Source organism: Actinacidiphila glaucinigra, from assembly GCF_900188405.1.
Lineage (GTDB): Bacteria > Actinomycetota > Actinomycetes > Streptomycetales > Streptomycetaceae > Actinacidiphila > Actinacidiphila glaucinigra.
Genome location: NZ_FZOF01000017.1, coordinates 41,250 through 65,774 on the forward strand (window position 1 = coordinate 41,250; position 24,525 = coordinate 65,774).

22 protein-coding genes are annotated in these 24,525 nt (G+C 71.7%); 9 read left to right on the top strand and 13 right to left on the bottom strand.

Going from position 1 to position 24,525, the window contains the following annotated elements:
* Nucleotides 1–160: 160 nt before the first annotated feature.
* Together CHF15_RS27635 and CHF15_RS27640 are read left to right on the top strand one after the other, a co-directional pair.
* Nucleotides 161–3,565, top strand: coding sequence for a S8 family peptidase (locus CHF15_RS27635; RefSeq protein WP_089226594.1), 3,405 nt, complete (start codon nt 161–163; stop codon nt 3,563–3,565).
* A 168-nt stretch (nt 3,566–3,733) separates the two neighbouring features.
* On the top strand, nt 3,734–4,357 hold the full coding sequence (locus CHF15_RS27640; RefSeq protein ID WP_089226595.1) for an isochorismatase family protein: 624 nt from the start codon (nt 3,734–3,736) through the stop codon (nt 4,355–4,357).
* Between the two features lie 92 nt (nt 4,358–4,449).
* Here CHF15_RS27640 and CHF15_RS27645 read toward each other — a convergent pair whose 3' ends face one another.
* Nucleotides 4,450–5,637, bottom strand: coding sequence for an alpha/beta hydrolase family protein (locus CHF15_RS27645; RefSeq protein WP_220093335.1), 1,188 nt, complete (start codon nt 5,635–5,637; stop codon nt 4,450–4,452).
* 354 nt (nt 5,638–5,991) lie between these two features.
* On the opposite strand from CHF15_RS27645, the gene CHF15_RS27650 reads away from it, so the two are divergent.
* A complete protein-coding gene (locus tag CHF15_RS27650; RefSeq protein WP_179279991.1) occupies nt 5,992–6,444 on the top strand; it encodes a MarR family winged helix-turn-helix transcriptional regulator in 453 nt (150 codons plus the stop codon).
* A 21-nt stretch (nt 6,445–6,465) separates the two neighbouring features.
* Here the strand turns inward: CHF15_RS27650 and CHF15_RS27655 are convergent, their stop codons facing one another.
* The 3 genes from CHF15_RS27655 to CHF15_RS27665 form a co-directional block, all read right to left on the bottom strand.
* Entirely contained in the window at nt 6,466–7,245 is a 780-nt protein-coding gene (locus CHF15_RS27655; RefSeq protein WP_245939072.1) for an SDR family NAD(P)-dependent oxidoreductase, read from the bottom strand.
* Nucleotides 7,246–7,472: 227 nt separating this feature from the next.
* Nucleotides 7,473–8,981 carry an FGGY-family carbohydrate kinase gene (locus tag CHF15_RS27660; protein WP_089226598.1) on the bottom strand — a complete coding sequence of 503 codons (1,509 nt, stop codon included), beginning with the start codon at nt 8,979–8,981 and terminating at the stop codon, nt 7,473–7,475.
* A gap of 218 nt (nt 8,982–9,199) precedes the next feature.
* Nucleotides 9,200–9,565 (bottom strand): DoxX family protein, encoded by a 366-nt coding sequence (locus CHF15_RS27665; protein ID WP_089226700.1) that lies wholly within the window; start codon nt 9,563–9,565, stop codon nt 9,200–9,202.
* Nucleotides 9,566–9,671: 106 nt separating this feature from the next.
* Between CHF15_RS27665 and CHF15_RS27670 the strand changes: the two genes are divergently transcribed.
* Nucleotides 9,672–10,046 carry a winged helix-turn-helix transcriptional regulator gene (locus CHF15_RS27670; RefSeq protein WP_089226599.1) on the top strand — a complete coding sequence of 125 codons (375 nt, stop codon included), beginning with the start codon at nt 9,672–9,674 and terminating at the stop codon, nt 10,044–10,046.
* A gap of 191 nt (nt 10,047–10,237) precedes the next feature.
* On the top strand, nt 10,238–10,987 hold the full coding sequence (locus CHF15_RS27675) for a lysophospholipid acyltransferase family protein (protein WP_089226600.1): 750 nt from the start codon (nt 10,238–10,240) through the stop codon (nt 10,985–10,987).
* A 178-nt stretch (nt 10,988–11,165) separates the two neighbouring features.
* Here the strand turns inward: CHF15_RS27675 and CHF15_RS27685 are convergent, their stop codons facing one another.
* Entirely contained in the window at nt 11,166–11,720 is a 555-nt protein-coding gene (locus tag CHF15_RS27685) for a winged helix-turn-helix transcriptional regulator (protein ID WP_089226602.1), read from the bottom strand.
* A 110-nt stretch (nt 11,721–11,830) separates the two neighbouring features.
* On the opposite strand from CHF15_RS27685, the gene CHF15_RS27690 reads away from it, so the two are divergent.
* Nucleotides 11,831–12,136: a putative quinol monooxygenase gene (locus CHF15_RS27690; RefSeq protein WP_089226603.1), complete on the top strand. Its 306-nt coding sequence runs from the start codon at nt 11,831–11,833 to the stop codon at nt 12,134–12,136.
* A gap of 56 nt (nt 12,137–12,192) precedes the next feature.
* On the top strand, nt 12,193–12,960 hold the full coding sequence (locus CHF15_RS27695) for an SDR family oxidoreductase (protein WP_089226604.1): 768 nt from the start codon (nt 12,193–12,195) through the stop codon (nt 12,958–12,960).
* Here the strand turns inward: CHF15_RS27695 and CHF15_RS27700 are convergent.
* The 3 genes from CHF15_RS27700 to CHF15_RS27710 form a co-directional block, all read right to left on the bottom strand.
* Entirely contained in the window at nt 12,950–13,678 is a 729-nt protein-coding gene (locus CHF15_RS27700) for a DinB family protein (protein ID WP_089226605.1), read from the bottom strand. The genes CHF15_RS27695 and CHF15_RS27700 overlap by 11 nt on opposite strands.
* A gap of 160 nt (nt 13,679–13,838) precedes the next feature.
* A complete protein-coding gene (locus tag CHF15_RS27705) occupies nt 13,839–14,864 on the bottom strand; it encodes a C40 family peptidase (protein ID WP_089226606.1) in 1,026 nt (341 codons plus the stop codon).
* A 504-nt stretch (nt 14,865–15,368) separates the two neighbouring features.
* Nucleotides 15,369–16,616 (bottom strand): phosphodiester glycosidase family protein, encoded by a 1,248-nt coding sequence (locus CHF15_RS27710; RefSeq protein WP_245939073.1) that lies wholly within the window; start codon nt 16,614–16,616, stop codon nt 15,369–15,371.
* Nucleotides 16,617–16,867: 251 nt separating this feature from the next.
* On the opposite strand from CHF15_RS27710, the gene CHF15_RS27715 reads away from it, so the two are divergent.
* On the top strand, nt 16,868–17,296 hold the full coding sequence (locus CHF15_RS27715; protein WP_089226607.1) for a DUF6210 family protein: 429 nt from the start codon (nt 16,868–16,870) through the stop codon (nt 17,294–17,296).
* A gap of 111 nt (nt 17,297–17,407) precedes the next feature.
* Here the strand turns inward: CHF15_RS27715 and CHF15_RS27720 are convergent, their stop codons facing one another.
* From CHF15_RS27720 to CHF15_RS27740, 5 genes are all read right to left on the bottom strand, one after another.
* A complete protein-coding gene (locus CHF15_RS27720; RefSeq protein WP_089226608.1) occupies nt 17,408–18,640 on the bottom strand; it encodes a L,D-transpeptidase in 1,233 nt (410 codons plus the stop codon).
* Nucleotides 18,641–18,666: 26 nt separating this feature from the next.
* Nucleotides 18,667–19,464, bottom strand: coding sequence for a hypothetical protein (locus tag CHF15_RS27725; protein WP_089226609.1), 798 nt, complete (start codon nt 19,462–19,464; stop codon nt 18,667–18,669).
* Nucleotides 19,465–19,858: 394 nt separating this feature from the next.
* Nucleotides 19,859–21,088, bottom strand: coding sequence for a CU044_5270 family protein (locus tag CHF15_RS27730; RefSeq protein ID WP_089226610.1), 1,230 nt, complete (start codon nt 21,086–21,088; stop codon nt 19,859–19,861).
* Entirely contained in the window at nt 21,085–21,669 is a 585-nt protein-coding gene (locus tag CHF15_RS27735; RefSeq protein WP_089226611.1) for an RNA polymerase sigma factor, read from the bottom strand. The genes CHF15_RS27730 and CHF15_RS27735 overlap by 4 nt, the downstream gene beginning before the upstream one ends.
* 514 nt (nt 21,670–22,183) lie before the next feature.
* Entirely contained in the window at nt 22,184–22,630 is a 447-nt protein-coding gene (locus CHF15_RS27740) for a nitroreductase family deazaflavin-dependent oxidoreductase (RefSeq protein WP_089226612.1), read from the bottom strand.
* Nucleotides 22,631–22,882: 252 nt separating this feature from the next.
* Here CHF15_RS27740 and CHF15_RS27745 point away from each other — a divergent pair, with 252 nt between their 5' ends.
* Complete coding sequence (locus tag CHF15_RS27745; RefSeq protein WP_089226613.1) at nt 22,883–24,505, top strand: flavin monoamine oxidase family protein; 1,623 nt, start codon at nt 22,883–22,885, stop codon at nt 24,503–24,505.
* Nucleotides 24,506–24,525 lie beyond the last annotated feature (20 nt).

Sequence of the window (24,525 nt, forward strand, 5' to 3'; positions counted from 1 at the left end):
CGCTCGTGACCAGGACTCGATCCGGAGTTCGAACCGAGCGGGGCGTCAGCAACCCGGCGCCGGGCTCCCGGAAAGGGTTCCGGGTGCCCGGCGACCGCCGGGCAGCCAACTGCCCGCCGTCCGCGCACAGGTCTCCCGGGCGGCTCGAAGGTACTCATACATGCGCATACACGCCCGATGGGCCCTGCTGCCGGCACTCGCCGGTCTGCTCGCGGGGGCCGTGCCCGGCGCCGCCCAGGCGTCGCCGGCCCCCACGACCGTCAGACCCGACGCCGGTGTCGCGTCGTCCCAAGGCAGAACGGTCGGCACCCTCACGCTGATCACCGGTGACAAGGTCACCGTCACCCGCGGAGCCAGTGGTACTCCCGGGGTGGGCGTCCAACCCGGCCCCGGCCGCACACGCATCGGCTTCCAGGTGTCGCACCAGTGGCACGGGACCGACCACCACATCTCCGTGGTTCCGTCGGACGCGCAGCCGCTCCTGGCCGCCGGGAAGCTCGACCCGCGCCTGTTCGACGTCACCGAGCAGCTCGACGCCGGGTACGACGACGCCTCCAGCGACTCGCTGCGGCTGATCTACTCCAGCCGCCGCGGCACGTCCGCCGCCGCCCGCGGCGCGATCCTGCGGCACGGCGCCAGGATCACCCGGACGCTGGACGTCCTGAACGGGGGCAGCGTCGCCCCGTCCAAGCGGGACGCCGCCGCGTTCTGGACGTTCGTCAGCGGGGCGCAGGGGCTTCGCGGTCCGCTGGACAAGGTGTGGCTCAACGGTGTCAGCCGGGTCGCCCTCGCCGAGAGCACCCGCATCATCGGCGCCCCGAAGGTCTGGGACAGCGTCGACTCCACCGGTGCGCACGTCACGGGCAAGGGCGTCACCGTCGCCGACCTCGACACCGGCTACGACCCCACCCACCCCGACCTCGCGGACAAGGCCGGCGGCGACCGCGCCAGGGACTTCACCGGCACCGGTTCGGTGGTGGACGGCAACGGCCACGGCACCCACACCGCCTCCACCATCGCGGGCACCGGCGCGGCCTCCGACGGGACGTACAAGGGCGTCGCCCCCGACGCCGAGTTGCTGATCGGCAAGGTCTGCACCGACGACGGCTTCTGCCCCGACGACGCCGTCATCAACGGCATGACCTGGGCGGCCGAGGCGGGCGCGACAGCCGTCAACCTCAGCCTGGGCTCCGCCCCCTACGCACAGACCGACCCGCTCACGGAGGCCGTCGACGCGCTGAGCGCCGAGCACGGCACCCTGTTCGTGATCGCGGCGGGCAACGAAGGCGCCCCGGCGGCCGACTACTTCGGCGGGACCGTGGGCTCCCCCGGCATCGCCGACTCCGCGCTCACCGTCGGCAGCACCACCAAGCAGGACGCGCTCAGCACCTTCTCCAGCCGCGGCCCGCGGATCGGGGACTTCGCCGTCAAGCCCGACATCGTCGCCCCCGGCCAGGACATCACCGCGGCCCGCGCCACGGGCACCACCATGGGCGACCCCGCCGGCCCCTCGTACGTCACCGCCTCCGGCACCTCGATGGCCACCCCGCACGTCACAGGGGCGGTGGCGCTGCTCGCCCAGAAGCACCCGCAGTGGAAGGCCGCCGACTTCAAGTCGGCGCTCACCAGCGCCGCCAAGGGCCTGCCCGGCCTGACCGCCTACGACCAGGGCACCGGCCGGCTGGATGTGGCCCGCGCCGCCGAGCAGGACATTCGCGCCATCTCCGGCAGCATCAGCCTGGGCAAGGCCGACTATCCGCACGACGACGTCACCCGGACCGGCACCGTCACCTACGCCAACGACGGCGCCGAGGACGTCACGCTCCACCTCACCGTCGACGCGTACGGGCCCAGGGGCCAGGCCGCGCCCGCGGGGGCCTTCGCCCTGTCGGCCGACACCGTGACCGTCCCGGCCGGGGGCACGGCGTCCGCCGGCATCACCGCGAAGGTGGACGGCGCGATGGCGGGGGCCTACGGCGGTTCGGTCGTGGCCACCTCGGACGACGGCGCCACCACCGTCCGCGACGCCTTCGGCGTCTACGCCGAACCCCTCACCCACGCCCTGTCGATGACCGTCCTCGGCCTCGACGGCAAGCCCGTCGGACCGGACATCAGCGTCTCCGCCTTCGACAGCCGGACCGGCCTGCAGTACAGCCTCCCCACGAACGCCGACGGCAAGGTGTCCATGCAGCTCCCGGAGAGCGAGTACGACATCTCCGCGAGCAAGTTCGACCCCGTGGCGCAGACCTCTGTCCTCTTCTCCCGGCCCGGCCTCAGCCTCACCACCGACACCCCGATCGTCCTCGACGGCCGCAAGGCGAAGCCGGTCGACCTCACCGTCGACAAGCACGGGGCCCAGAACGACGGCATCTTCGCCAGTACGACCTCGATCAGCGCGGACGGCCGTTACGGCACCCAGAAGTTCGTGCTGGGCTTCCCGGGCAGCCGCGTCTACGCCACGCCGACCAGCAAGGTCAGCAGCCACCCGTTCTGGTTCCTCGCCACCCAGCGCTGGAGCGGCACGGTACGCGGGACCGCGGGCAGGCCGGCGTCGAGCTACGCCTACAACCTCGCCGTCAACAGCAAGGGCGCCATCCCCGCCACCTTGACCCGCCCCGTGCACGACCGCTCGCTCGCCCGGGTCGAGGAGACCTACGCCGACCAGGGCGGCAAGCCGCTCGGCGTGCGGATCGACACCCCGGTCCCGACCTACGGCGCCATCACCTTCGTCGACGGCAACCAGATCCCCGTCCCCGGCAGGCAGACCCGGTACTACACCGACGACCCCGCGATCGTCTGGGACCGCACCCTCGGCATGCGCGCGCAGGACACCGCGGGTTACGACGAGATCCAGTTCGCGGGCACCACGCGGTTCACGCCGGGCCGCAGCTACACCCGGGGATGGAACCAGGCGCCGCTGCGCGCCCGGTCGGTGGACGCCGTGCGCGTCGAGGACCGGATGTCCCTCACCCCCGGCCTGTTCTCCTCGGCCGCCGCGGACACCCCGACCCACTCCGGCGAGGCCCGGGACACCACGGGCTCGTCGACGCTCTACCGCGACGGTGAGAAGATCGCGTCGCTGGACTCCCTGGGCCGGCTCGAGACGGCGGTCCCGTACGACAAGGCCGTCTACACCCTGACCTCGTCCGGCACCCGCAAGGTCGGCTGGTCGAGTCTGGGCAGCAGGGCGTCCGCCACCTGGACCTTCGCCTCGGCACGCCCGGCCGGGCCGGGGCCGGCGGAGCTCCCGGTGATGAACGTCCGGCTCGGCGGCCCGCTGGGCACCTCCGGCACCGTCACGGGCGGCCGCCCGTACCTCTTCACCGTGACGGCGGAGCGGGGCGGCACGGCGGCCACCCGGAAGCTGGGTGTCCAGGTCTCCTTCGACGACGGCAGGAGCTGGAAGACCCTCGAGGTCCGGCGCGTGGGCGACCACGGCTTCGTCAAGCTGACGCCGCCCTCGGCCGGCGGTTACGCCTCGGTCCGCCTCACGGGTGCGGACGCCTCAGGCAACACGGTCGACCAGACCGTCATCCGCTCGTTCCGGGTGGCACGCGGTCGGTAGGGCACCCGCGTACGACGACGCGACCCCGGGCACGCGGCCTCCCCGCCGCGCGCCGGGGTCGCGGCCGGTGTGCGTTTGCACCGCGCCGGGGTGAGAGTTAACGTCAAAAGAAGTCACTGATTTTGACTATTTGGGACGGTTCCATCCCCGACTGCAGGAGTGTGCAGCATGTCGGACACCAAGTTCCACGAGTTCCTGACCCCCGACAACAGCGCGCTGGTCCTCGTCGACCACCAGGTATGCCTCTACAGCGGTGTCCGGGACACCGATCTGCTGGAGCTCAAGCACAATGTGGTGGCCTTGGCGAAGGCGGCACAGGTCCTCCAGGTCCCGACCGTCGTCACCACCACCTCCGCGGAGAGTCTGTGGGGCCCGCTCATCGACGAACTGGCCGATGTGCTCCCCGACACGGTCAAGGTCATCGACCGCAGCACCGTCAACGCCTGGCACGACGACCGGGTACGCGAGAGCATCACGTCCACCGGGCGCCGCAAGCTCATCTTCACGGGCATCTCGCTGGAGGTGTGCGCGTCGCTCCCCGCCATCGCGGCCGCCGCGGAGGGCTACGACACCTATGTGGCGCTCGACGCGTCCGGAACGTTCTCCGACGCCAAGCGGGAGGCTGGCCTGATCCGGCTCCAGCAGGCGGGCGTGATCGTCAGCGACTACGCCACGCTCATGGTCGAGATCCTCGGCGACAACGCCGCGCCCAAGGCCGGCGCGGTGTACGAGGCCCTCGACATGCCGTTCGCCGTCCTCGTCGGCCAGATCTCCGCGGCGTACAGCAGGTGACGACCCGCTCCCCCGGAACGGCTCTCCTCCCCCCGGCACCGGGCCCTGCGGTGCCGGGACCTTCGCAGGCCCCGGCACCGGACGGCGCCGGGCTACTCGCCCGTCGACCTCCACAGCCGCAGCCGCTCGTCCAGCCAGGCGCGCGTCACACCCCAGGCGTGTCCGTCCGGGTCGATCACGTCGAAGTGGTCGGCTCCGGGTGACATGACGAGCGTGACGTCCGCCCCCTTGGCCGCGGCGGCCTGGGCGTACGTCTGCGCGTAGGCCGGCGGGATCACGTCGTCGGCCGATCCGTGGACGATCAGGACGGGCACGGGTACCCCGCCCGCCGCGAGTTCGACGGGTGAAGCCGCCGCGTACCGGTCCGCGTGTTCGGCCACGCTCCCTCCGAGTAGCAGGCGGGTGATGCCGTCGCCCGCCCGCTCCGCCACCGCGGGCCAGACCTCGGCGTGGGAGGGCGGCGGCACGTTAGGCGGGATGTCGGGGTCGGAGTCCGTCAGGCCGTCGCCGAGTGCCACGGAGTCCGCGTCGACCAGGTCCAGCACGCCGGCCAGCGACACCACTCCGATGGGCTCGACCTTGGGATGCGCGCCGGGGAGGCCGTCCGGCTGGGCGGAGCGGTGCGCGACCCAGGCGGCCAGGTGACCGCCGGCCGAGTGGCCGACCACCAGCACGCGGCCGGTGTCGACCGCCGGGTCGAGGTGTGCGACGGCGTCCACGGCCGCCGCCATGTCGTCGAACGTCCCCGGCCAGCCGCCACCTCCTTCGCCGATCCTGCGGTACTCCACGTTCCAGACGGCGAAGCCGCGCGACACGAGGTCCTCGGCGAGCGGCACGACCTGCCGGCGGTCGAACATGGCCGTCCACCATCCGCCGTGCACCAGCACCACGACGGGGAAGGGCCCGTCGCCCTCGGGCAGGTACAGCTCTCCGACCTGTGACGGCTCGGATCCGTAGGCGATGGTCCGCACGGCGCGGGAGCCGTCGGCGGCGTCGTCGTAGCGCACTCCGCTCTTGGCGCTGACGAGTTGGTCGATCGTGGCGAAGAACGCGGCGATCTCCGGGAGGTTCGCCCCCTTCGCGCGCGACTCGTCGAAAGCCAGCGCATCCGTCCATTCGACGATGTCCAGCCAGGTGTCGTCGGCGACGCGCACGAGGCGTGCGGCGACGAAGCCCCGGCGGTCCTTCCGGAACGCCGACAGCATGCCGGACCGCGCCGACAGCATCTCCGACGTCCTGTCCGGTGCTACGACGAACGTGGTCAGCTCGATGACAGACATCCTCAGCTCCTGAAAAGGTGGTGCAGGGAACGCGTTTGGTGAGCAAAATTGACAGTCACTGATCTTGACTACTTACCCTAGGCGCCCGAGGGGACGGCTGCAAGCTCGAACGGAGTTCCCGGCGAGGAGGGGAGACCCGGGCCCGAGGCGCCGTCAGGACCACACCTGCGCGGGCCGGACCGTGCGCGTCGCACCGCCGCGGATCGGCGGGCGGGTGACGCGCCCCGGATGCGCGGCGGTCACCCGGCGAGGCCGCCCCACTACGATCGACCGTAGTCATGGACACACGACACAGAGGGGTGGCCGGCCGTGCGGCGCAGTGAACGGAAAGTGACGGATCCCGACATCGGGATCATGTCCGCACGTCTGCTCTTCTCCGTCCAGAAGGAACTCTTCGAGAAGCTCGCCGAGCAGGGCCATCCCGAACTGCGCCCCCAGCACGGCGCGGTGCTGGGATACATCGACGAAGAGGGCAGCAGGGCGACGGACCTGTCCCGGCTGTCGGGAACCCACAAGCAGGTCATCGGGAATCTGATCGACGAACTCGAAGCCCTCGACTACGTGGAGCGCCGCCCGGATCCCAGCGACAGGCGCGCGAAACTGATCGTGCCCACGCCCCTGGGACGCGACCAGATGCGCAAGTCCGATGCGATCATGGCCGCCATCGAGCAGCGTCACGCCGAGGAGATCGGCGAGCGGGAGTACGCACGCTTCAAGGCCGCTTTCCGGCGGATCACCACGCTTCAGACGGCGCACCTCGACGACGCCGCGGCCCCCCGCGGGCGCCGTTCCGCGGCCGGGGGCTGACCAACCGGCCGCCGGCGCCGGCTACAGCCGGGCCGTCATCCCGCCGTCTATCGCGAGCGCGGCTCCGGTGATGAACCCGGTCTCGTCGCTCAGCAGGAACGCCGCGAACGCGGCGACCTCGTCCGGCCGGGCCATCCTCCCCAGCGGATGCATCGCTTCGGCCGAACGCCAGGACTCCTCCGGGGTCGGGCCCGGGTGCCCTCGTGCGAGAGCCCGCGACAAGGGCGTGTCGACGCCGCCGGTGATCAGTGCGTTGACCCGGACGCCGGTCGCGGCCGCGTCCAGGGCCGCCGACTGCGTGAGCCCTATGACGCCGTGCTTGGCGGCGTTGTAGGAGGCCCTGTTCGGGTACGCGGCGACGCCGCACACGGAGGCGTTGTTCAGGATCGCGCCGCCGCCGCTCGCCTGGAGGGCGGGAATCTCGTACTTCAGGGCATAGAAGACGCTGGTGAGGTTGAGCGCCAGGTCCGCGTGCCAGGCCTTGCTGTCGACCTCGGTGACCGGGCCGTCCGCGGTGGGGGCGCCCGCGTTGTTGAACGCGCCGTCGAGCCTGCCGTACCGGCTCAGCGCCAGCCCGACGGCCTCGGCCACCTCGGCCTCCTCGGTCACATCGGCGCGGACGAAGACGGCCTCGCCCCCGGCGGCGCGGATGTCCGCCACCAGCGCCTCGCCGACCTCCCGGCCGCGCGCCACGAGGACGAGCTTCGCGCCCTCGCCCGCGACGCGCTCCGCGGTCGCCCAGCCCATGCCGGAGGTGGCTCCCGTGATCAGGATGACTTTCCCTGCGAAACGTGCGTACACGATCACTCCCATGGCCACCTGCGGTGCGACGCCCTGGCGACACGCCCTTGCGCGAGGCGGAAGCAGACGGTAACAAGTCTTGATTGTCCTGATTTTTACGATTAAGGGTAACGGCCTCACGCTCGGCGGCAAAGGCCCTTGGCCGGTGCGGGTCACGCCTGCCGCTCGCCCCGCACGATGGGACCGGAGGAGCACCGGCGACTCTCCTGCCGTTCCTTAGAGCACGGTCAGGACGGCGTGCCGCCGAAGTCCGCGCTCGCGGCGTCACGCTGGAGCCGGGCGAGAGCGTGGACCGTGTCGCGTGTCGACGGATACAGGTTCCGGTACAGGCTGTGCAGCCCGTCGTACGCTGCGCGGGCGGCCGGGTCCGGGAGGCACCGGTCACGCACCGGGTTCCACGACGCGGTCGCCGCTGGGTCCGCCAGTCGGGCGGCGAGCCGGGCGGCACCGTAGGCGGCCCCGACGGTGACGGTGGGGATGTCCTGGGGCAGCCCGGTGACGTCGGAGACGATCTGCGTCCACAACCTGCCCTGGGTGCCCCCGCCGACCGCGACGACCCGTTCGATGCCGGCACCCGCGCGCCGCATGGCCTCGATGTTGTGGCGTACGCCGTGCGCGGTGGCCTCCAGCGCGGCCCGGTACAGGTCGCCGCGGGTGTGCTCGACGGTGAGACCGGCGATTACCCCGCGAGCGTCGGGGTCGGCGACCGGGGTGCGCTCGCCGGCGAAGTACGGGAGCATCACGAGGCCGCGCGCCCCGACGCCGCTGTCCGCGGCCTCCGCAAGCAAGGCCGCCCGGTCGGGTGCGCCGAACAGGCCGCGCAGCCACTCGGTGACGGCTCCGGAGGTGGCCATGCCACCGGCCAGGGAGCGGGTGCCGGGGTGGGCGCCGACGGTGCTCCACAGCTCGGGCACGCGCAACTGCCCGGTGACGGTGGCGATCAGGAACATCGTGGTGCCGTACATGAGCATCAGGTCGCCCGGTCGTGTCGCGTCGACACTGACGGCCTCGGCCCAGGCGTCGATAGTGCCGGTGAGGACGGGTGTGCCCGGCGCGAGCCCGGTCGCGGCCGCCGCCCCGGCCGTCACCGTCCCGGCCTCATCGCCCGGCCAGCGCAGCTCGGGCAGGTCCGCGTGCGGCCATACCGCCTCCACCCAGGGGCGGTACCAGTCCTGTGCCCGGGTGTCGTAGAAGGGGGCGGACTGGCTGGCCGAATGGTGGTCCAGTACGTAGGCGCCGGTGAGCCGGTGGGCGAGGAAGGAGGCCGGCATGAACAGCCGCCGCGCGGCGCGGAACACCTCCGGCTCGTGCTCGGCCACCCAGGCCACCTTCGGGCCCACCGCCTGGGTGGACAGCACGCTGCCGCACCGGTCGAGGACGGCCTGGCGGCCGAGTTCGGCGTCGAGCCGGGCGATCTGCGCGACGGCCCGCGTGTCCACGCCGTAGAGCACCGCGGGGCGCAGCGGCCGGTTCGCGGCGTCGGCGAGCGCGACGCACGGGCCCATGCCGCTGACTCCGACCGCCTCCACCCGTGCCCCCCGTGCACCGTCGGACAGCAGCTCGCGGGTGATTCCGCAGAACTCCAGCCACCACGTCTCGGGGTCCATCTCGACGTGCCCGGGTCTCGGGCGGGAGACGGTGTGCGCGCGCACCGCGGTCGCGATCACCGTGCCCGAGGCGTCGACCAGGACGCCCTTGCTGCTGGATGTGCCGATGTCGACGCCGAGGAAGGTCATGACTGCATGTCACCACACGGGTGGACCGTGACGCCGTACACGCGGCGGCGGCCGTCGGCGGCGTGTGCGGATCGGCCCGCGCCGGCGGCTCGGCGGATTCGTCGACCGACCGCCGAACGCCCCGCTTTTCGGGCGTATTCGACTGCTCGCCCGATCCGGCCGAAACCGCCCGGGCCTTGGTGCCGGGTGGCGTCAGGGCCCGAGGGCCGTGGCGGCGGTCAGAGCCAGGTCGTCCCGAGCCAGGCGACCGCGACGGCGGTCGCCAGCAGGACGATGTTGAGACCGGTCTGCCGTGTCTCCCCGCGCGAGACGTGGACGACGATCCCGCCGACCTGGATCAGGGCGAGTCCGATCGCCGCGGCGATGGCCAGCCAGGGTGCGATCCCGGTCAGCGGCGGCAGGATCATGCCCGCCGCGCCGAGAACCTCCGCCGTCCCGATGAACCTGACGAGCGGCATGGGAACGCGATCTACCCAGCCCATCATGGGCTGGAGCCGTTCCCGGCTCTGCGCGACCTTCTTTCCTCCCGCGTAGAGGTAGAACACCGCCAGCAACACGGCGACTATCCAGAATGCGACGTTCACGGTGACCCCCTGCGCGACGGTGCCGGGCGTAAGTGGCCTCATCATGGGTGACTGTCGGCGGGCCTGCAAAAGGCACACGGATGTGCGCAAGGCACAGGGAGTTGTGATGTCGCAGTACGAGCACACCTGCATGATCCGGGGCGACGGCGGACGGACGATCCGCGCGGTGCTGGACCGCATCTGCGACAAGTGGACGCTGCTGATCGTGGTGACCCTCGACCAAGGGCGCCTGCGCTTCTCCGACCTGCACCGCCGGATACCCGGCATCTCGCAGCGGATGCTGACGCTGTCCCTGAAGAACCTGGAGCGCGACGGACTGGTGTCCCGCACGGCGTACGCCGAGGTCCCGCCCCGGGTCGAGTACGCGCTGACCCCCATGGGGCAGAGCCTCATTCCGCCCGCCCTCGCCCTCGCGGGCTGGGCCACCGAGCACATCGCGGAGATCGAGGCCAGCAGAGCGGCGTACGCGGAGCGGATGTGACCTTTCCGGACCCGAAACAAGTTGATCGTTGCGTCATGCAGCAATTACGCTCTTGCATGGTCAAGTAAATTGTCGGCCCCCGGACCGGGACCACCCGACGAGGACACCTGACACGGCACCGGTCTGCCACGCACCGGGAAACGACACAACGAGCGGCCCATCGGCGCCGCCCGAGCAGAGGAGGACCCGGGGTGACCGGCAGATCGCACAACCCGTACGGATTCTGGTACCGGCTGGCCGCGGCCATCGCGAAGCCCGTGCTGTTCGTCCTCGTCAGACACCGGTGGCGCGGGCACGAACACATACCCGCCGAGGGCGGTTTCATCACCGCCGTCAACCACATCTCGTACTTCGACCCGCTCACCTACGGGCACTTCCAGTACAACACCGGCCGGCCGCCCCGCCTCCTCGCCAAGGCGTCCCTCTTCAAGATCCCCTTCGTCGGCATGGTGCTGCACAAGACCGGCCAGATCCCCGTCCACCGCGGGACCGCCGATGCCGCCACCGCACTCCGCGACGCGATCGCCGCCGTGAACAAGGGCGAGTGCGTCGCCGTCTACCCCGAGGGCACCGTCACACGCGACCCGAAGCTGTGGCCGATGACCGCCAAGACCGGTGCGGCGCGTATCGCGCTGACGACCGGCGCGCCCGTCATCCCGGTCGCCCAGTGGGGCGCCCACCGCATCGCACCGCCGTACGCGCGCGGAGGACGCGGAAACCGCCGCGTGTGGCTGGTGCCCCGCCAGACCGTGCACGTCGTGGCCGGACCGCCGGTCGACCTCAGCCGCCACCACGGCAAGGACATCACCCCCGACGTCCTCAAGGCCGCCACCGAGGACATCATGGACGCCATCACCGCGCTCCTCGCCAACATCCGCGGCGAGCAGCCGCCCGCCGAGCGCCACTCCACGCGCCGTTCCGCACGTCAGCACGCCGAGTAGTCGTGCGACCGCCGTCCACGGACGGCGACACCGCCGACGGGAACATGTCGCCGGTGGCGATCGAGGCGGCGGGGTCCCCCCGGGGGACCCCGCCGAAGGCGCACGACCTCGCCACGGCCGTCGACGACGCACCTCAACCCACCCGCGGGAAGCGGCCGGTCGCCGATGAGACGGCCCCCTAACCGCGTCGCCGCGCCTGCGCCGGGGTGCGTGTGGTCGCGATGGGCTCGAGAAGCCGCCTGGGGGTGTTGATCGCGCTGGACACGGGATCGAGCTCGGTTCCACCCGACTGGAAGCCGGGTCCCGGTTCGATGCGGATGTCCGGGACCGGGACGGCCGCCCCGCAGTCCTGGCAGCGTCCCTCGTGGTCCAGCACCCCGCCGTCGAGGTCGTGACGGAGGAGGCGCTTGGTGCCGTTCGGGGAGTAGAAGGACTCTCCCCAGTTCATCAGAGCGTGCACGGCCGGCCACAGCGCGATGCCCTTGGCCGTCAGCCGGTACTCGACGCCGCCGGCCGCGTCGTCGTCGCGGGTGAACACGCCTTCCTGCACGAGCGTCTTCAGCCGGCCGGTCAGTACGGCGCGCGGGATGCCGAGCTGGGTGGCGAAGTCCCCGAACCTCCGCACCCCGTAGAACGCGTCGCGGACGATCAGGAGCGTCCACCGCTCTCCGACGACTTCCAGCGTTCGCGCGAGGGGGCAGTTCCCGTCGGCGTAGGTGTTGGGCAGGGTCATGCCCTCGATTCTACCAGCGGCGGTTCACTGACCGAACCGATCGGTGCTACGGTGGAAACCGGAGCAGTTCAGTCACTGAACTGGCCGCATCGATCTCGGGAGCATGCCGCATGTACCAAATCCTCGTCGCCTTCACCGTCCAGCCCGATCACCGCGCGGACTTCGTGCGGGCGGCGCGGAAGACCGCACGGGACTCCCTCGCGAACGAACCCGGCTCCCACCGGTTCGAGGTCATCGCCGACGAGGAGAACCCGGACGTCTTCTACCTCAACGAGGTCTACGCGGACGTCGAGGCGTTCAACACCCACGCCACCGGCCCGTACTTCGCGGCGTTCTTCGCCGAGGCCGGCGCCTACGCCAAGGGCCCCACCTGGCTCATGAGGGGCAACCACGTCGACGACAGCGCCACCGTCTGACGTCGCTACGTCCTCACGGAGCGGCCCCACACCCACCACGAAAGCCGAGGTCCCACATGCCGTCCGTACTCGTCACCGGAGCGTCCAAGGGCATCGGGCGGGCCATCGCCCTGGAGCTGTCGGCCCGCGGCCACCGCGTGATCGCCACCGCCCGCAGGCCGGAAACGCTGGCCGGTCTTCCCGTCGACCAGCGGCTGCGCCTCGACGTCACCGATCAGGAGAGCGTCGACCAGGCCGTCCGGGACGCCGGCGACATCGACGTACTGGTCAGCAACGCCGGGGAGACCGTGCGCGCTCCCCTGGAGAGCGTCCCGCTCGCGGAGGTCGAACGGCTCTTCCGGCTCAACGCCCTCGGTGCGCTGCGGGTGGCGCAGGCAGTGCTGCCCGCCATGCGCGAGAGGGGCGCGGGCAGGCTCGTGTTCGTCTCCAGCATCCAGGGGCGTCTGGTGCTGCCGATGATCGGCGCCTACGGCGCCAGCAAATGGGCGCTGGAGGCACTCGCCGAGACGCTCGCCATCGAGGCGGGTCACTTCGGCGTCAAGGTGAGCGTCGTGCAGCCCGGCGCCGTTTCCTCCGGTGGCGGTGAGCGGGCGAAGGTGTTCCTGTCGGAGAACGATCCCTACGCCCCGCTCTACGAGGCCCTGCCCGCGCTCCGGGGCGAGGTCATCACCCCCGAGGACGTGGCCGCCGCGGTGGCCGACACGATCGAACAGCCCGCGCCCGCGCTGCGCGTACCGGTGGGCGCGCCCGCCGAAAAGGTCCTGCGCGCCCGCAAGGAGGCCCCGGAGGACGAACCCTTCCTCGCGGCGGAACTCAACTGGTGAGGCTGGCGGAGGCGCCTCTCGCCCGCCACAGGTCCCGGAGCAGCGCGATCTCGGCCATGTGGTGGATGAGTTCCAGGTTGGCCCCCGCCAGCACGGCGGCGAACGGCTCGTCGGGGTCGGAGCCGTACGGGTACTGCGAGAAGCCGATCGTGTCGAGTTGCTCGTCGGTGACGGTGGCGACGCTGTCACGCCAGCGGTCGATCACGGCCCAGAAGCGCTCGAGTGCCACCGTCGCGGACGGCGTGAAGTCGACCAGCAGCTTGGGCTCCTGCCGCAGTTCGCCGAAGGTCCACTCCCATCCGCCCGCGAAGCAGAAGTGCAGGTGTCCCAGGCGCCATGCGATGGTCGTGACCGGCGTCTCGTCGGGCTCCGCCGGACCGGTGTGGGCCAGCACCTCCTCGACCCGCGCGACGCTCACGCTCCAGTCCTCGGCGATCTTGCCGACGCTCATCCCGCCGGCGGCCTGCCGGGCGACCTCCGCGTATTCGCTCGCCGGAATGTCCGGGGCGCCCAGGTCGAGCACCCACTCCCCCGGCCCGAACGCCCTGGGCGTCGTCGCCGCACCGCGCTGCCGGATCGACCAGCAACCGGGCACGGGCTCCCAGAGGTACTCCTCGTCGCCGAGGCCCGCCAGCCGTACCCGGGCCATCTCGCTGGCGTGGTCGAACTGGTCGAGCAGCAGGCTCAGTCGGTCGATCCGCGCGCCCTCTGTCGCCATGGGACGGCTCCCTTCGCGTCGGCTTCACACGTCGTCGCGCTCCGCCGGAAGCTAGCGGCTCGCGGCCCCGGACACGAACGATTTCCGGGCCGGCCAAAGGGTGGGGATTGCCTCTGGCGGTGCCTTCAGTGCTCCGCGCCCGGTGCCCGGCGGTCCCGCATCAGATGCGGACGCCGAACTGGAACGGCATGTTGTTGATGGACTCGAAGCGCACGAACGTGCCGGTGCGCGGCGCATGCAGCACCAGGCCGTTGCCCGCGTAGAGGCCCACGTGGTGCAGGTCGCCGTAGAACAGGACGAGGTCGCCGGGCATCAGCTGGCTCATCGACAGCCGTGTACCGGCGTTGGCCTGCAACTGCGAGGGCCGCGGTATGCCGGCTCCGGCCTGCGCGTAGGCCCAGGATGTGAGGCCGGAGCAGTCGAAGGCATTCGGGCCTGACGCACCGAAGACGTACGGCAAGCCGACCTTGGTCTTGGCCGCGGCGAGGGCCGCGGCGGCCAGCGAGGTGGCCGGGAGGTCGTTGCCCAGGTCGACCCGCTCGTTGGAGCGGTTGGCGCGGTCGTCCGCGGCGGCGAGAGCGGTGCGCTGGGCGGCGGTCAGCGAGTTGAGGAGCTTCTGCGCCTCGCCGAGCTTCGCCTGGACTTCCTTCTTCTTCTTGCCCAGCTCGGTGCGGGTCTCGTCGAGCTCGTTGAGCTTGCTCGCGGCCTCCGCCTTCTGCTGGTCGAGGGTGCGCTTCTTCTCCGCGATCTGCTGGAGGCCCTCGGCCTGCTTGGTGCTCAACTGGTCGAGCGTGGACGCCTTGTCGAGGTAGCTGTCCGGGTCGGCGGAGAGGAAGAGCTGGAGCGACGGGTCGATGCCGCCGCTGCGGTACTGCGCGCTGGCCAGGGTGCCGAGGTCGTCCTGCAGGTCGTTGAGCTCGGACTGCTGGCGGGCCACCTCGTCCTGGATGTCCTCGACCTGCTTCTGCAGCTTCTGCTGCTTCTCCTTGGCACCGTTGAACTTCTCGGTCGCCTGCTCGGCCTGCTCGTAGAGGCCGTCGACCTTGGCCTTCACGCTCTTGACGGACGGCTTGGCGGGAGCGGCCTGGGCCGCCTGCGCGGACAGGGCGACGGCTGCGGCGGCGGTCGCGGTGAGCACGGTGACACGTGTGCGGCCGGCCTGCTTGGGACGACGGTGGGACGCCACTGGCGCGAGCTCCTTCTTCCTCCAGCCGCCTGCCGCATGTATTGCGAACTGCGTTCCCCGTCGCACGCACGGCATTTCGGATCGGCGGGTCCTCCGCCGCCATCCTGAATGGATGATCGACCGGGCGGAGGTCCGGGGCACGACACTAATCATCAACGCGCGGCGGAATCAAACCTCTGGCGGGAAAAGACGGAACAGCTGTTGTTTCTTTACCCACTTAAGAACTTCTCCGAGGATGTGGCGCAGGTCACACCCCGAAAAGTTGCCTCATGGTCAGGCGGTTTTCGGCCGAACCCGCGGCGGCCCCGGCGCCCATCTCCAATACCTCGTGCGGGATTTCCCGAATTCCGCGCGACGCGGAATGGCAATGCCTTTTCAGCGCCGCATTCGACATGGTGCCGGGACGGGCCGATCCGGCCGTTTTCATCCTGGCCCCGGCAACCGTGGCTCTCAGCTCGCACCGGCGCACCCGGGCGGCGGGCATACCGCCCGGGTGCGGAAGGGTCAGCCGCGCGAGAAGAGCCCGATGCCTTCGGGAACCGCGCGCTCGGCGCCACCGGTGGGGTGGTTCCGGACGACCGGCGCGCCGGACACGGCGTCGCGGGTCACGAGGGTGGAGGAGCCGCCGCCGTCCAGGTTCACACCGTCCTCGGCGCCCACGGCCTGGAAGACGCCCGCGAGTTCGGCGATCGTCAGACCGGCGCCCGCCTCCGCGGTTCCGTCGAGCACCAGGAGGTGGAGCAGCCGTCCGTTGTCGCCGATCGCCGCTCCGGTCCTGGTCGCGACGGCCTTGGTGTCCAGGCCGGGCAGGGGTGCGCCGTCGCGCAGGACGGGGTAGCCGCCGACCGCGAACTGCAGGCGCTTGCCGCTGGTGCTCCTCAGCTTGTCGGAGACGCGGACGCGCTCGCCCATCCGGAGCGTGCGGAGCTCCGCCGCGCCGGCCTCGCGGCCGACCAGGACCACCGTGCCGGGCTCGATGGCGCCGGCGCCGATCGTGTCGGACTGCGCGACCACTCGGCCGTCGCGCACGGTCACCTCGTAGGCGTCCGTGGTGCACGCCCCGGCGCGCAGGGTGTCGGTGCCGCACACGGCGCGCCGGCGGGACACGTCTCCCCAGTGGGAGTCGAAGGCCCCGATCCCGCCCTCCGCGACGGCGTACTGGTTCAGCCCCTCGAGGTCGAACCGCTTGCCCTTCCGTGCCCACACGGTGCCGTCGAGGGTGAGCTCGTCCAGCCGCGCCTTGTGGTCGTACCCGACGCCGATGACGTCACGGGTCGACGTGCCGGGCGGCAGGCCGGGGCCGAAGCGCTGGCCGTTCGGCACGGCCGCCTTGAGGGCCACACCGTCCGAGATCGCCGGTCCGACCGCGGAGCCGGTGGCCTGGACGCCGGGGTGCTGCGTCTCGTCGATGTTGAAGAAGTCGGCGTTGACGCCGGCCACCGCGCCCTGGGCCGCCACGAGCTGCGAGAGCTTGGCGCGGGCCGCGACCTTCCCCGGGGAGAGCAGTCCCACGGAGACGTGGTTGTCGCGCAGGTCGGCGGTGATCACGTGGCCCGTGACGGTGCCGTGCGACGCGGTCACCGAGAAGGACTCGTAGGTGATGCCCGGGGCGACCGTCACGCCGTCCGCCACCCGCACCCGCCCGACGGCGTCCGCCTGGCCGGCCCCCATGCCGAGCACCATCGTCGTCGTCGTGATCACCGTCGCCGCGGACACGGCTGCCGCGCGGACCCGACCCGTCGTTCTCGTCATCTGATGTCCTGTCGTCTTTGCGTGCATGACGCACAAGTACTGGCCGGAGCAATCAGAAGGGGCCCGGAGGAAGGGCTGGTAGCAGTTTCCTGACAGATCGACGAACCCTGGCGGACCAGGGACATCGCTGGCGGGCCGCCTGCCCCCGGCCCATCGCGGGCCCGTACGGCGGGACTTGCCTCCGCCGGGGGCGTTTCAGGTCACAGGTCGTTGAGTTCGCGACCGCGGAACGGATCGGGGAGACTGGCGCCGTGGTCGTTCCGCGTTTCGTCTTCCTGGATCCTGACGGCACCAGCGCCGGTGGCTGGTTGTACGCGGTGGTCGAGGCGAGGACCGGGGTCTTCTATCAGCAGCAGTACGGTGGGACCGCCTGCCGGCAGGGACAGGTCGAGGGCTTCCTGGTGCCGCTGTTCGGCCCGGAGGGCCTGGCGGTGCTGCGCGAGCTGTTCGAGAAGGACTTCCGTGGCGCCGGAACGTGCAACCACCCGTGGCCGGACGACGAGCGCGACAGACTCCGCGGTGCCGTCGGTGCCGTCCGCTACTGGGCATCCGACGGCACCACGGAAGTGCCGCACGCGTTGCGGCTGGACGAGAACCGGATCCGCGAGGCCGACGAGGCCTGGGTACCGGTGATCACCCCGGACGGGCCCGCGGTCCTGGTGTGGCTCAACTCGGACTGAAACCGCGAAGGTCGGGGTCTTCCGAGACGCGAGCCCGGGGCCCCGGACAGGCGCGTCGCACATGACCGTGTCCTGAACCGCACGAGGTCGAGCACGGCCCGGCCCGCGCTCCTATGCGAGTGCCGAGCCCGCCTTCCACTGCTCCCAGGACATGTTCCAGCCGTTGAGGCCGTTGTCCGGGGCAATCGTGTGGTCGCGCGAGTGCTTGACGACGACCACGTCGCCGATGAGGGAGTTGTTGTAGAACCACGCCGCGTCCTGCCCGGAGTCGCCTCCGCCCTGGACGTCGTTGAGCCCCACGCAGCCGTGGCTGACGTTGGAGTTGCCGAAGACGGAGTCCTGCGCCCAGTAGTTGCCGTGGATGAAGGTGCCTGAGGTGGACAGGCGCATCGCGTGCGGGACGTCGGGGATGTCGTACTCCCCCGCGTAGCCGACCGTGGCGCCGTCCATGCGGGTGCTGATGAGCTTCTGGGAGATCACCATCTGCCCGTTGTACGTGGTGCTGCCCGGCGCGCCGGAGGTGATCGGGATCGTGCGGACGGTGTCGCCGTCGCGGACGACGCGCATGGTGTGCGTGCCGGCGTCGACGGTGGAGACCTGGCGGCGGCCGACGGTGAAGTGGACGGTCTTGTCCTGGGTGCCGTAGGCGTTCGCGGAGCCCTTCACCCCGTCCAGGCGCAGGCTCAGGGTGACCTTGGTGTGCGCCTTCCAGTACGTCTCGGGGCGCAGGTCCAGGCGCTGGTCGCCGAACCAGTGACCCACGACCTCCTGGTCGCCGTCGCTGGTGACGCGTATGCCGCGTTCGACGGCCTTCTTGTCGGTGACCGGCTTGTTGAAGTTCAGCGAGACGGGCATGCCGACGCCGACCGTCGAGCCGTCCTCGGGGGTGAAGGTGCCGATGAGGCGGTCGTCCTTGGCGAGCGTGGTGAAGGACAGGCTGCGGGTCTGCTTGCCGCCCGCTTCGTCCGAGGCGTGGACAACGAGGCGGTACGCGGTGCCGTGGGCCAGGGCGGCGTCCGGGGACCAGCGGCGGTGGTCGGCGGCCGCGGTCCCGCGTACCGGAGTTCCGCCCGAGGTGGTGAGGGTGACGGAGGTGATCGTGCCGCCGGAGACCTCGACGTCGCCCGCGCTGCCGACGGACGCGTGCTTCTCGCCGTCGGCGGCGCCCGTGGTGAGCTTGAAGGCGGCAGCCGCGGCCCGCGGCCCGGTCGAGGACGCCTTGGTGGAGGGCGCCGCCCCTTGCGCGGCGGGCGCGTCGGCGGGCTGCTCGCCACCGCAGGCGGTCAGCACCGACGCTCCGACGACGGCGAGGGCGATCACGGTGAGGTTGGGATGGGACGACACGCTTGCTCCTGTTGGCCGCGGAACTGTCATCGGGCGAGAGAGGCCGCGTCGCCCATGACGACGACGGGGTGGTCGGCGGGGTCCAGCACCCACAGCAACTGCTTCATGTGCGCCTTGGCGATGCTGACGCAGGCGTGCGTGGGGCCGCCGTGGTCGACGTGGATCCAGATGCCAATACCGCGGTTCGCGCCCATCGGCGCGGCGCCGTTCATCGGCGAGGTACCGGGCTGCCGGTTGTAGTTGATGGCGATGACGTAGTCGAAGGAACCGGCGAGAGACTCACCCAGGAAGCCAGTGGCGTCGGTGGAGAACGCGTTGGAGCGGTGGTAGGTCAGCTTGGTGCCGGGGTCGGCCAGGAGTCCCCCCGCGTCGGTGAGACCGAACACCCCGATGGGGCTGTGCAGATCGCCCGCGTAGTGCTCGTCGGTCCAGCCCTTGTAGCCGTTGTGCGCGTTCCACACCGCTCCCGGACGCCAGCCGCCGTCGACGCGCTCGTAGAGCACGACCTTGGACTTCGGGGACTTCTTGCCGGCTCCCGTGACCAGGACGACCTGCCGGGCGCGGGCCGGGATCTGCGACAGGGTCTTGGGGCCGAGCCCCGGCAACTGGTCGGGGTACTGCGGCTTCGGCGGGGCCGTCGTCCGCGGCGCGGCGGGCGCACCGGCCGGCTCCCCGGTCGCCGGCGCGGCGACGTCCTGGGCGACCGCGGCGGTCTCGGGGGCCGGGGTGGACTTCCCCTCGGGCAGGTGCTGGTAGGCGGCGATGCCGAGCGAGGAGACGACGACGGCGGCGGCCGCGGATATGTAGGGCTTGTGAAGGCGCATGGGTGCAGGCTTTCTCGGGAGAACGGGAGATCGTCGGGGAGTCGCGTGGCGGGGCTCGCGGTCCCTGAGGACCGGGTGGTGTCCGCGGGTGATGCGGCCCGCCCGGTATCGCCGCCCGTGGCGGGGGCCCGCTCCTGAGCGGAAGGGGTGGCTTCACACCCGTTCAACCGGGCGGACTCCAGTTCGGGTTGCCCGGATGTCGGGGACCGCGCCGGGTCGATGGGGCCGCGTCGGCCACCTGGGCGGCGGCAGCCGGAAGGCGGGGACGCCGGCCGTCACCCGGGGATCCGCGGCGTCGCGTCAGCGGCGGATCCCCGGGTCCGTCAGTCGGCGTCCGCCGGGGGCCGGTCGCCGTGGTGCGTGTTCCCTCCGGGCCGCGCGATGCGGCCCGGGCTCAGCTGCGGGCGTTCCCCGGCACGGTGATCTGGCGCTCGCCCCAGCTCATCCGGGTCGTCGCGTTGTAGTTCACCGTCGTACCGGCGGCGAGTCCGGCTTCCCTGGCCCGGGCGGACGGGTCGACCAGTACGAGCACGTCACTGAGCATGGCCCCGGTCGACGGGTCCACGATCAGCCGCTCCCGTGTCGTCCCCAGCGGTCCGCGGTAGCTGATGGGGAAGTCGACCCCGACTCCCTCGCGTCCGAGGGGGTCGGTGACCCGCCCGGCCACCCGGACTCCCGGCAGATCCGCCATCACCCGGTACGCGGCCGCCCGGACGGCGGGCTTCACGGGCATGGTGACGAGGTTGCCCGCCTGGCGCAGCATCCAGGCGCTGCGGTTCGAGGTGCCGGTGTCGGCTCCGTTGTCCCGCGCGTAGAGCCGCTCCAAGTGGCGGCGCAGCTCAGCGCTGGTGGACGGCAGAGCGCGCAGGTCCTTGTAGGTGACGTTGTCGGGGCCGACGGCGTAGATCTTGTCGTCGACGTTCGTATGCATGACCATCGGCCGCCTGGTTCCGATGACGGTGACGAGCCTGCCGGACCCGGCCTTCTTCCCGACCTCGATCTCCACCGTGCGAGGCGAGCCCGCGGCGCGCCAGCGGTCCTTGTCCGCCGCGGTCCGGGGCTCGGTCACGGAGTCCAGCCCGGAGACCTCCAGGCTCCCGGTCCCGGGCCGCACTCCCACCGACCACTCGTCGGTCGACGCGCTGCGCACGGCGAACAGGTGCCCCTCCTCACCGGCGACGTCCACGTTCTCCGATCGCGTGGTGGTCTGCCAGTACGTCCCCTCGGCGACGGCGCTCTCCGCCTGCCGGGCCGCGCTGAGCAGCTCGATGTGGCCGTCGACGCGGAGGTCCGCGCCTTCGCCCGGCGCGTCCGATCCGGCGGAGGACGGCGGCTGAGCGGTCGGCCGGTCGACCGGCTCCCGCCAGTCGACGGTGCTCACGACCACCACGGACGCCGCCACGGCCGCGAGGGCAGCGGCTCCCAGCGGCCGGAAGGCACTTCTGCGGCGCGGGGCGAGGAAGCGTGCCGCGCGGCCGTCCGTTGACCCGGCGACGATGCGCGCGAGGTCCTCGCGCTGCCGCGCGGGGTCCACCAGCCGGGACGGGTCCAGTTCCTCGGGCCGTGCGTCCGCGAGCACCTTCAGGACGTCGGGCCGCCCGGACGGCTTGCGGGTGTTCTTCACGCGGGTGCTCCTTCGCGATGGCTGGGGTACGGGGTCTCTGCGGGAGGTGCGGGCGCCGGCTCCGGCTCCGGCTCGGGGGCAGCGGCGGGAGCCGCCTCCAGGGCCTTCTCCAGTCGGCGGCGGGCCCGGTACAGGCGGACGGTCAGCGTCGCGGTGGTGCAGTCCAGGACCTGCGCGGCCTCCCTGGCGCTCAGGCCGTGCCAGGCGATCAGCGTCAGGAGTTCCCGGTCGGCCTCCGGCAGGCCCGCCAGGGCCTGCAGCGCGTCGTGCCGGCCGGCGACCTCCGCCGCGACGTCCGCGGCGTCGGTCCGGGCGCCGCTGCTGATGCGCTGCGCTTCCTCGGCGGCCAGGAGGTACTGGTGGGCGTCCCGGCGGCGCAGCTCGCGCACCAGGTTGCGCGCCACGCCCAGCAGCCAGGGCAGCGCGGGGTCGGGGACGTCCCGCACCCGCCTCCAGGCGACGGTGAACGTCTCGCTGGTGATGTCCTCGCCTACCTGCCGTCCGACCAGGCTGGTGGCGTAGGCAAGCACACGCGGATAGCACTCCTCGTAGACGTCCCGGAAGCGTTGGGCATGTGTCACGCGCCGTCCCCTCATCTCGCACTCTCACCATGCAATGAGCGGGGCGGCCCGTTTCTTACATCCCGGAGCCGGATTTTCCGCGGATGTGGTTCACATCACGCCGGGGGCGGGGTTCGCTGCGGTGGTCGCCGGCCGGGACGGGCGAGGTCGTGGCATTGTGTGCCGGCGAGCGGCCCGGCGGCAGGGGCCGGGGCGTCCCGGATGTGGCGCGGTCGATGTCCCGGGGCTCCGCTCGCCACGTCCGGTGATCGCGCGATCCCCGACGTCGGCGGCCGCCTGGCGGCCAGGTGCCGGATCCGCGCGGCCTCTGCGCCGGAGGTCCGGTTCACGTCGCGTCGGGAGTCGCGGAGGCGGTTGTGAAGGGGCCGCAGGCGCTCCACCGCTCCGCGCGCCACAGCGGCACGCCCGGCCGACCCGCACGCGGATCCGCCGACCGACCGCCGGCGACGCCGCCCGCCGGACACGACGACGGCCGCCGCCCTGCATGGGGCGGCGGCCGTCGGCGGGGTACGGGTCAGTGGGGTGCGGCCGCCGGCTCCAGGATGAAGACCGGGATCTCACGGTCGGTGTTCTTCTGGTACTCCGCGTAGTCGGGCCATGCCTCCACCGCGCGGTCCCACCACTCGGCCCGCTCGTCCCCCGTGAGCTCACGCGCCGTCATGTCCTGGCGCACGGGGCCGTCCTGCAGCTCCACCCGGGGGTCGGCGACCAGGTTGTGGTACCAGACCGGGTGCTTCGGGGCGCCACCCTTGGACGCCACGACCGCGTACCGGCCGTCGTGCTCCACGCGCATGAGCGGCGTCTTGCGGATCCTGCCGGACTTGACGCCGAGCGTCGTCAGGACGATCACCGGCTTGCCGCGCAACGTGGTGCCGTCCGTCCCTCCGGAACCCTCGTACAGCTCGACCTGGTCGCGGACCCACTGCTCGGGGCTCGGCTGGTACTCACCCACCAAGGGCACGTCGTTCTCCCATCTCTGCGTGCGACATCGCCAACCTCAACATCCTCACCCACCCTCCGTCTTCCCGGCGGCACCGCCGCTACGCGCCGCCGGTCCCGCTGCCGATCACCCGGACGGCGGGGAGGCGGCCATCGACGTCCGTTCACACACACGCGGCACGCGAAATCGCTCTGTCATGTCTCGGCCACACCATCCGTAACAGCCCGCCCTGAAGATCGGCGTGCACACCGGCAGATCGAGAGAGGGCGACTCATGACGCAGGGGCAGCCAACAGGGCTCGACCGCAGGGGATTTCTGCGCGCCGTCGGCATCACCGGCGGTGCCGGAGCGATGTTCGCGACCATGGGCGCGCTGGGGCTCGCGCCGACCGCGCAGGCGGCCGGCCGCGGCGGCGACTTCCGCGCGCCGAGCACGGCCGACTTCCACCTCACTGGACGCAGAGCGGGCAAGGTCGTCGTGCTGGGCGCGGGACTGGCCGGGCTGACGACCGCGTACGAACTGGGCAAGGCCGGATACGACTGCACGATCCTGGAGCCGCGCGACCGGCCTGGCGGCCGCAACTACACCGTGCGCGGCGGGGACACCCACACCGACCTCGACGGGCGCACTCAGACCGCGGCCTTCTCCCAGGGCCAGTACCTCAACGCCGGACCCGCCCGGCTGGCGCAGTGGATGGTCACGCTGGACTACTGCCGTGAACTCGGCGTCCCCATCGAGGTCTTCACCAACTCCAACGCCGACGCCTACATCTACCACGAGTCGGCGGGCATGCGGCCCGGGCAGCCCGTGCGGTACCGCACCGCCAAGGCCGACACCTTCGGGTACGTCAGCGAACTCCTCGCCAAGGCCACCGACCAGGGCGCCCTGGACCAGGAACTGACCGCCCAGGACAAGGAGCGGCTCCTGTCGTTCCTGGAGGACTTCGGCGAGATCGGCGGACGATCCGACGGATGGGCGTACGCCGGGGGCGCCAACCGGGGCTACGCCACCTGGCCCGGTGCCGCGGGCACCCCGGGGGCCCTGCTCGGGGACCTGCCCACCGCCTCCGAGGTCTTCGCCTCGGGTGTCGGGCGGCACTTCGCCTTCGAGTTCGAGTTCGACCAGGCGATGCTGATGTTCCAGCCGGTGGGCGGCATGGACCGGATACCGCGGGCCTTCGCCCGCGCCATCGGCGATCACCGGATCCGCTACGCGTGCCAGGCCACCTCGCTGGTGCAGTCGGCGGGCGGCGTCGCCGTGGGCTACACCGACCCCGGCGGACGGCCGCGGCGGATCGAGGCGGACTACTGCGTCGCGGCCATGCCGCCCCATCTGCTGGCCAGGCTCACGCACAACCTGGGCCCCGACGTCCAGACCGCGCTCACCACCATCCGCCCCTCGTCGGCGGGCAAGATCGGCCTGGAGTACCGCAGCCGCTGGTGGGAGACCGACCACCGCATCTACGGCGGCATCACCGAGACCGACCTGGACCTCTCCCACATCTGGTACCCGTCCTACGGTCACCACGGCAGGCGCGGCGTCATCGTCGGCTACTACAACACCGGGTCCAACGCCGACGCCTATGCCGCCCTGACGCCCGCCGAGCGTGAGGCGCGTGCCGTCATGCAAGGTGTGAAGATCCACGGCGAGAAGTACCGCAGCGAGCTCTCGAATTCCTTCTCCATCGCCTGGAAGCGCGTCCGGCACCTCGAAGGCGCCTGGCACAGCATCCCCGGCGGCACCGACGCCGCCGTCTACAAGCCCCTCAACGAGCCCGCCGGACGCGTCCTGTACGCGGGCGACTGGCTGTCCTACATGGACGCCTGGCAGCACGGCGCGATCCTCTCCGCACGCAAGGCCGTCACCGCGCTGCACAGCCGCGCGCTGAAGGCCTGATCGCCGCCGGGGCGGGGGCG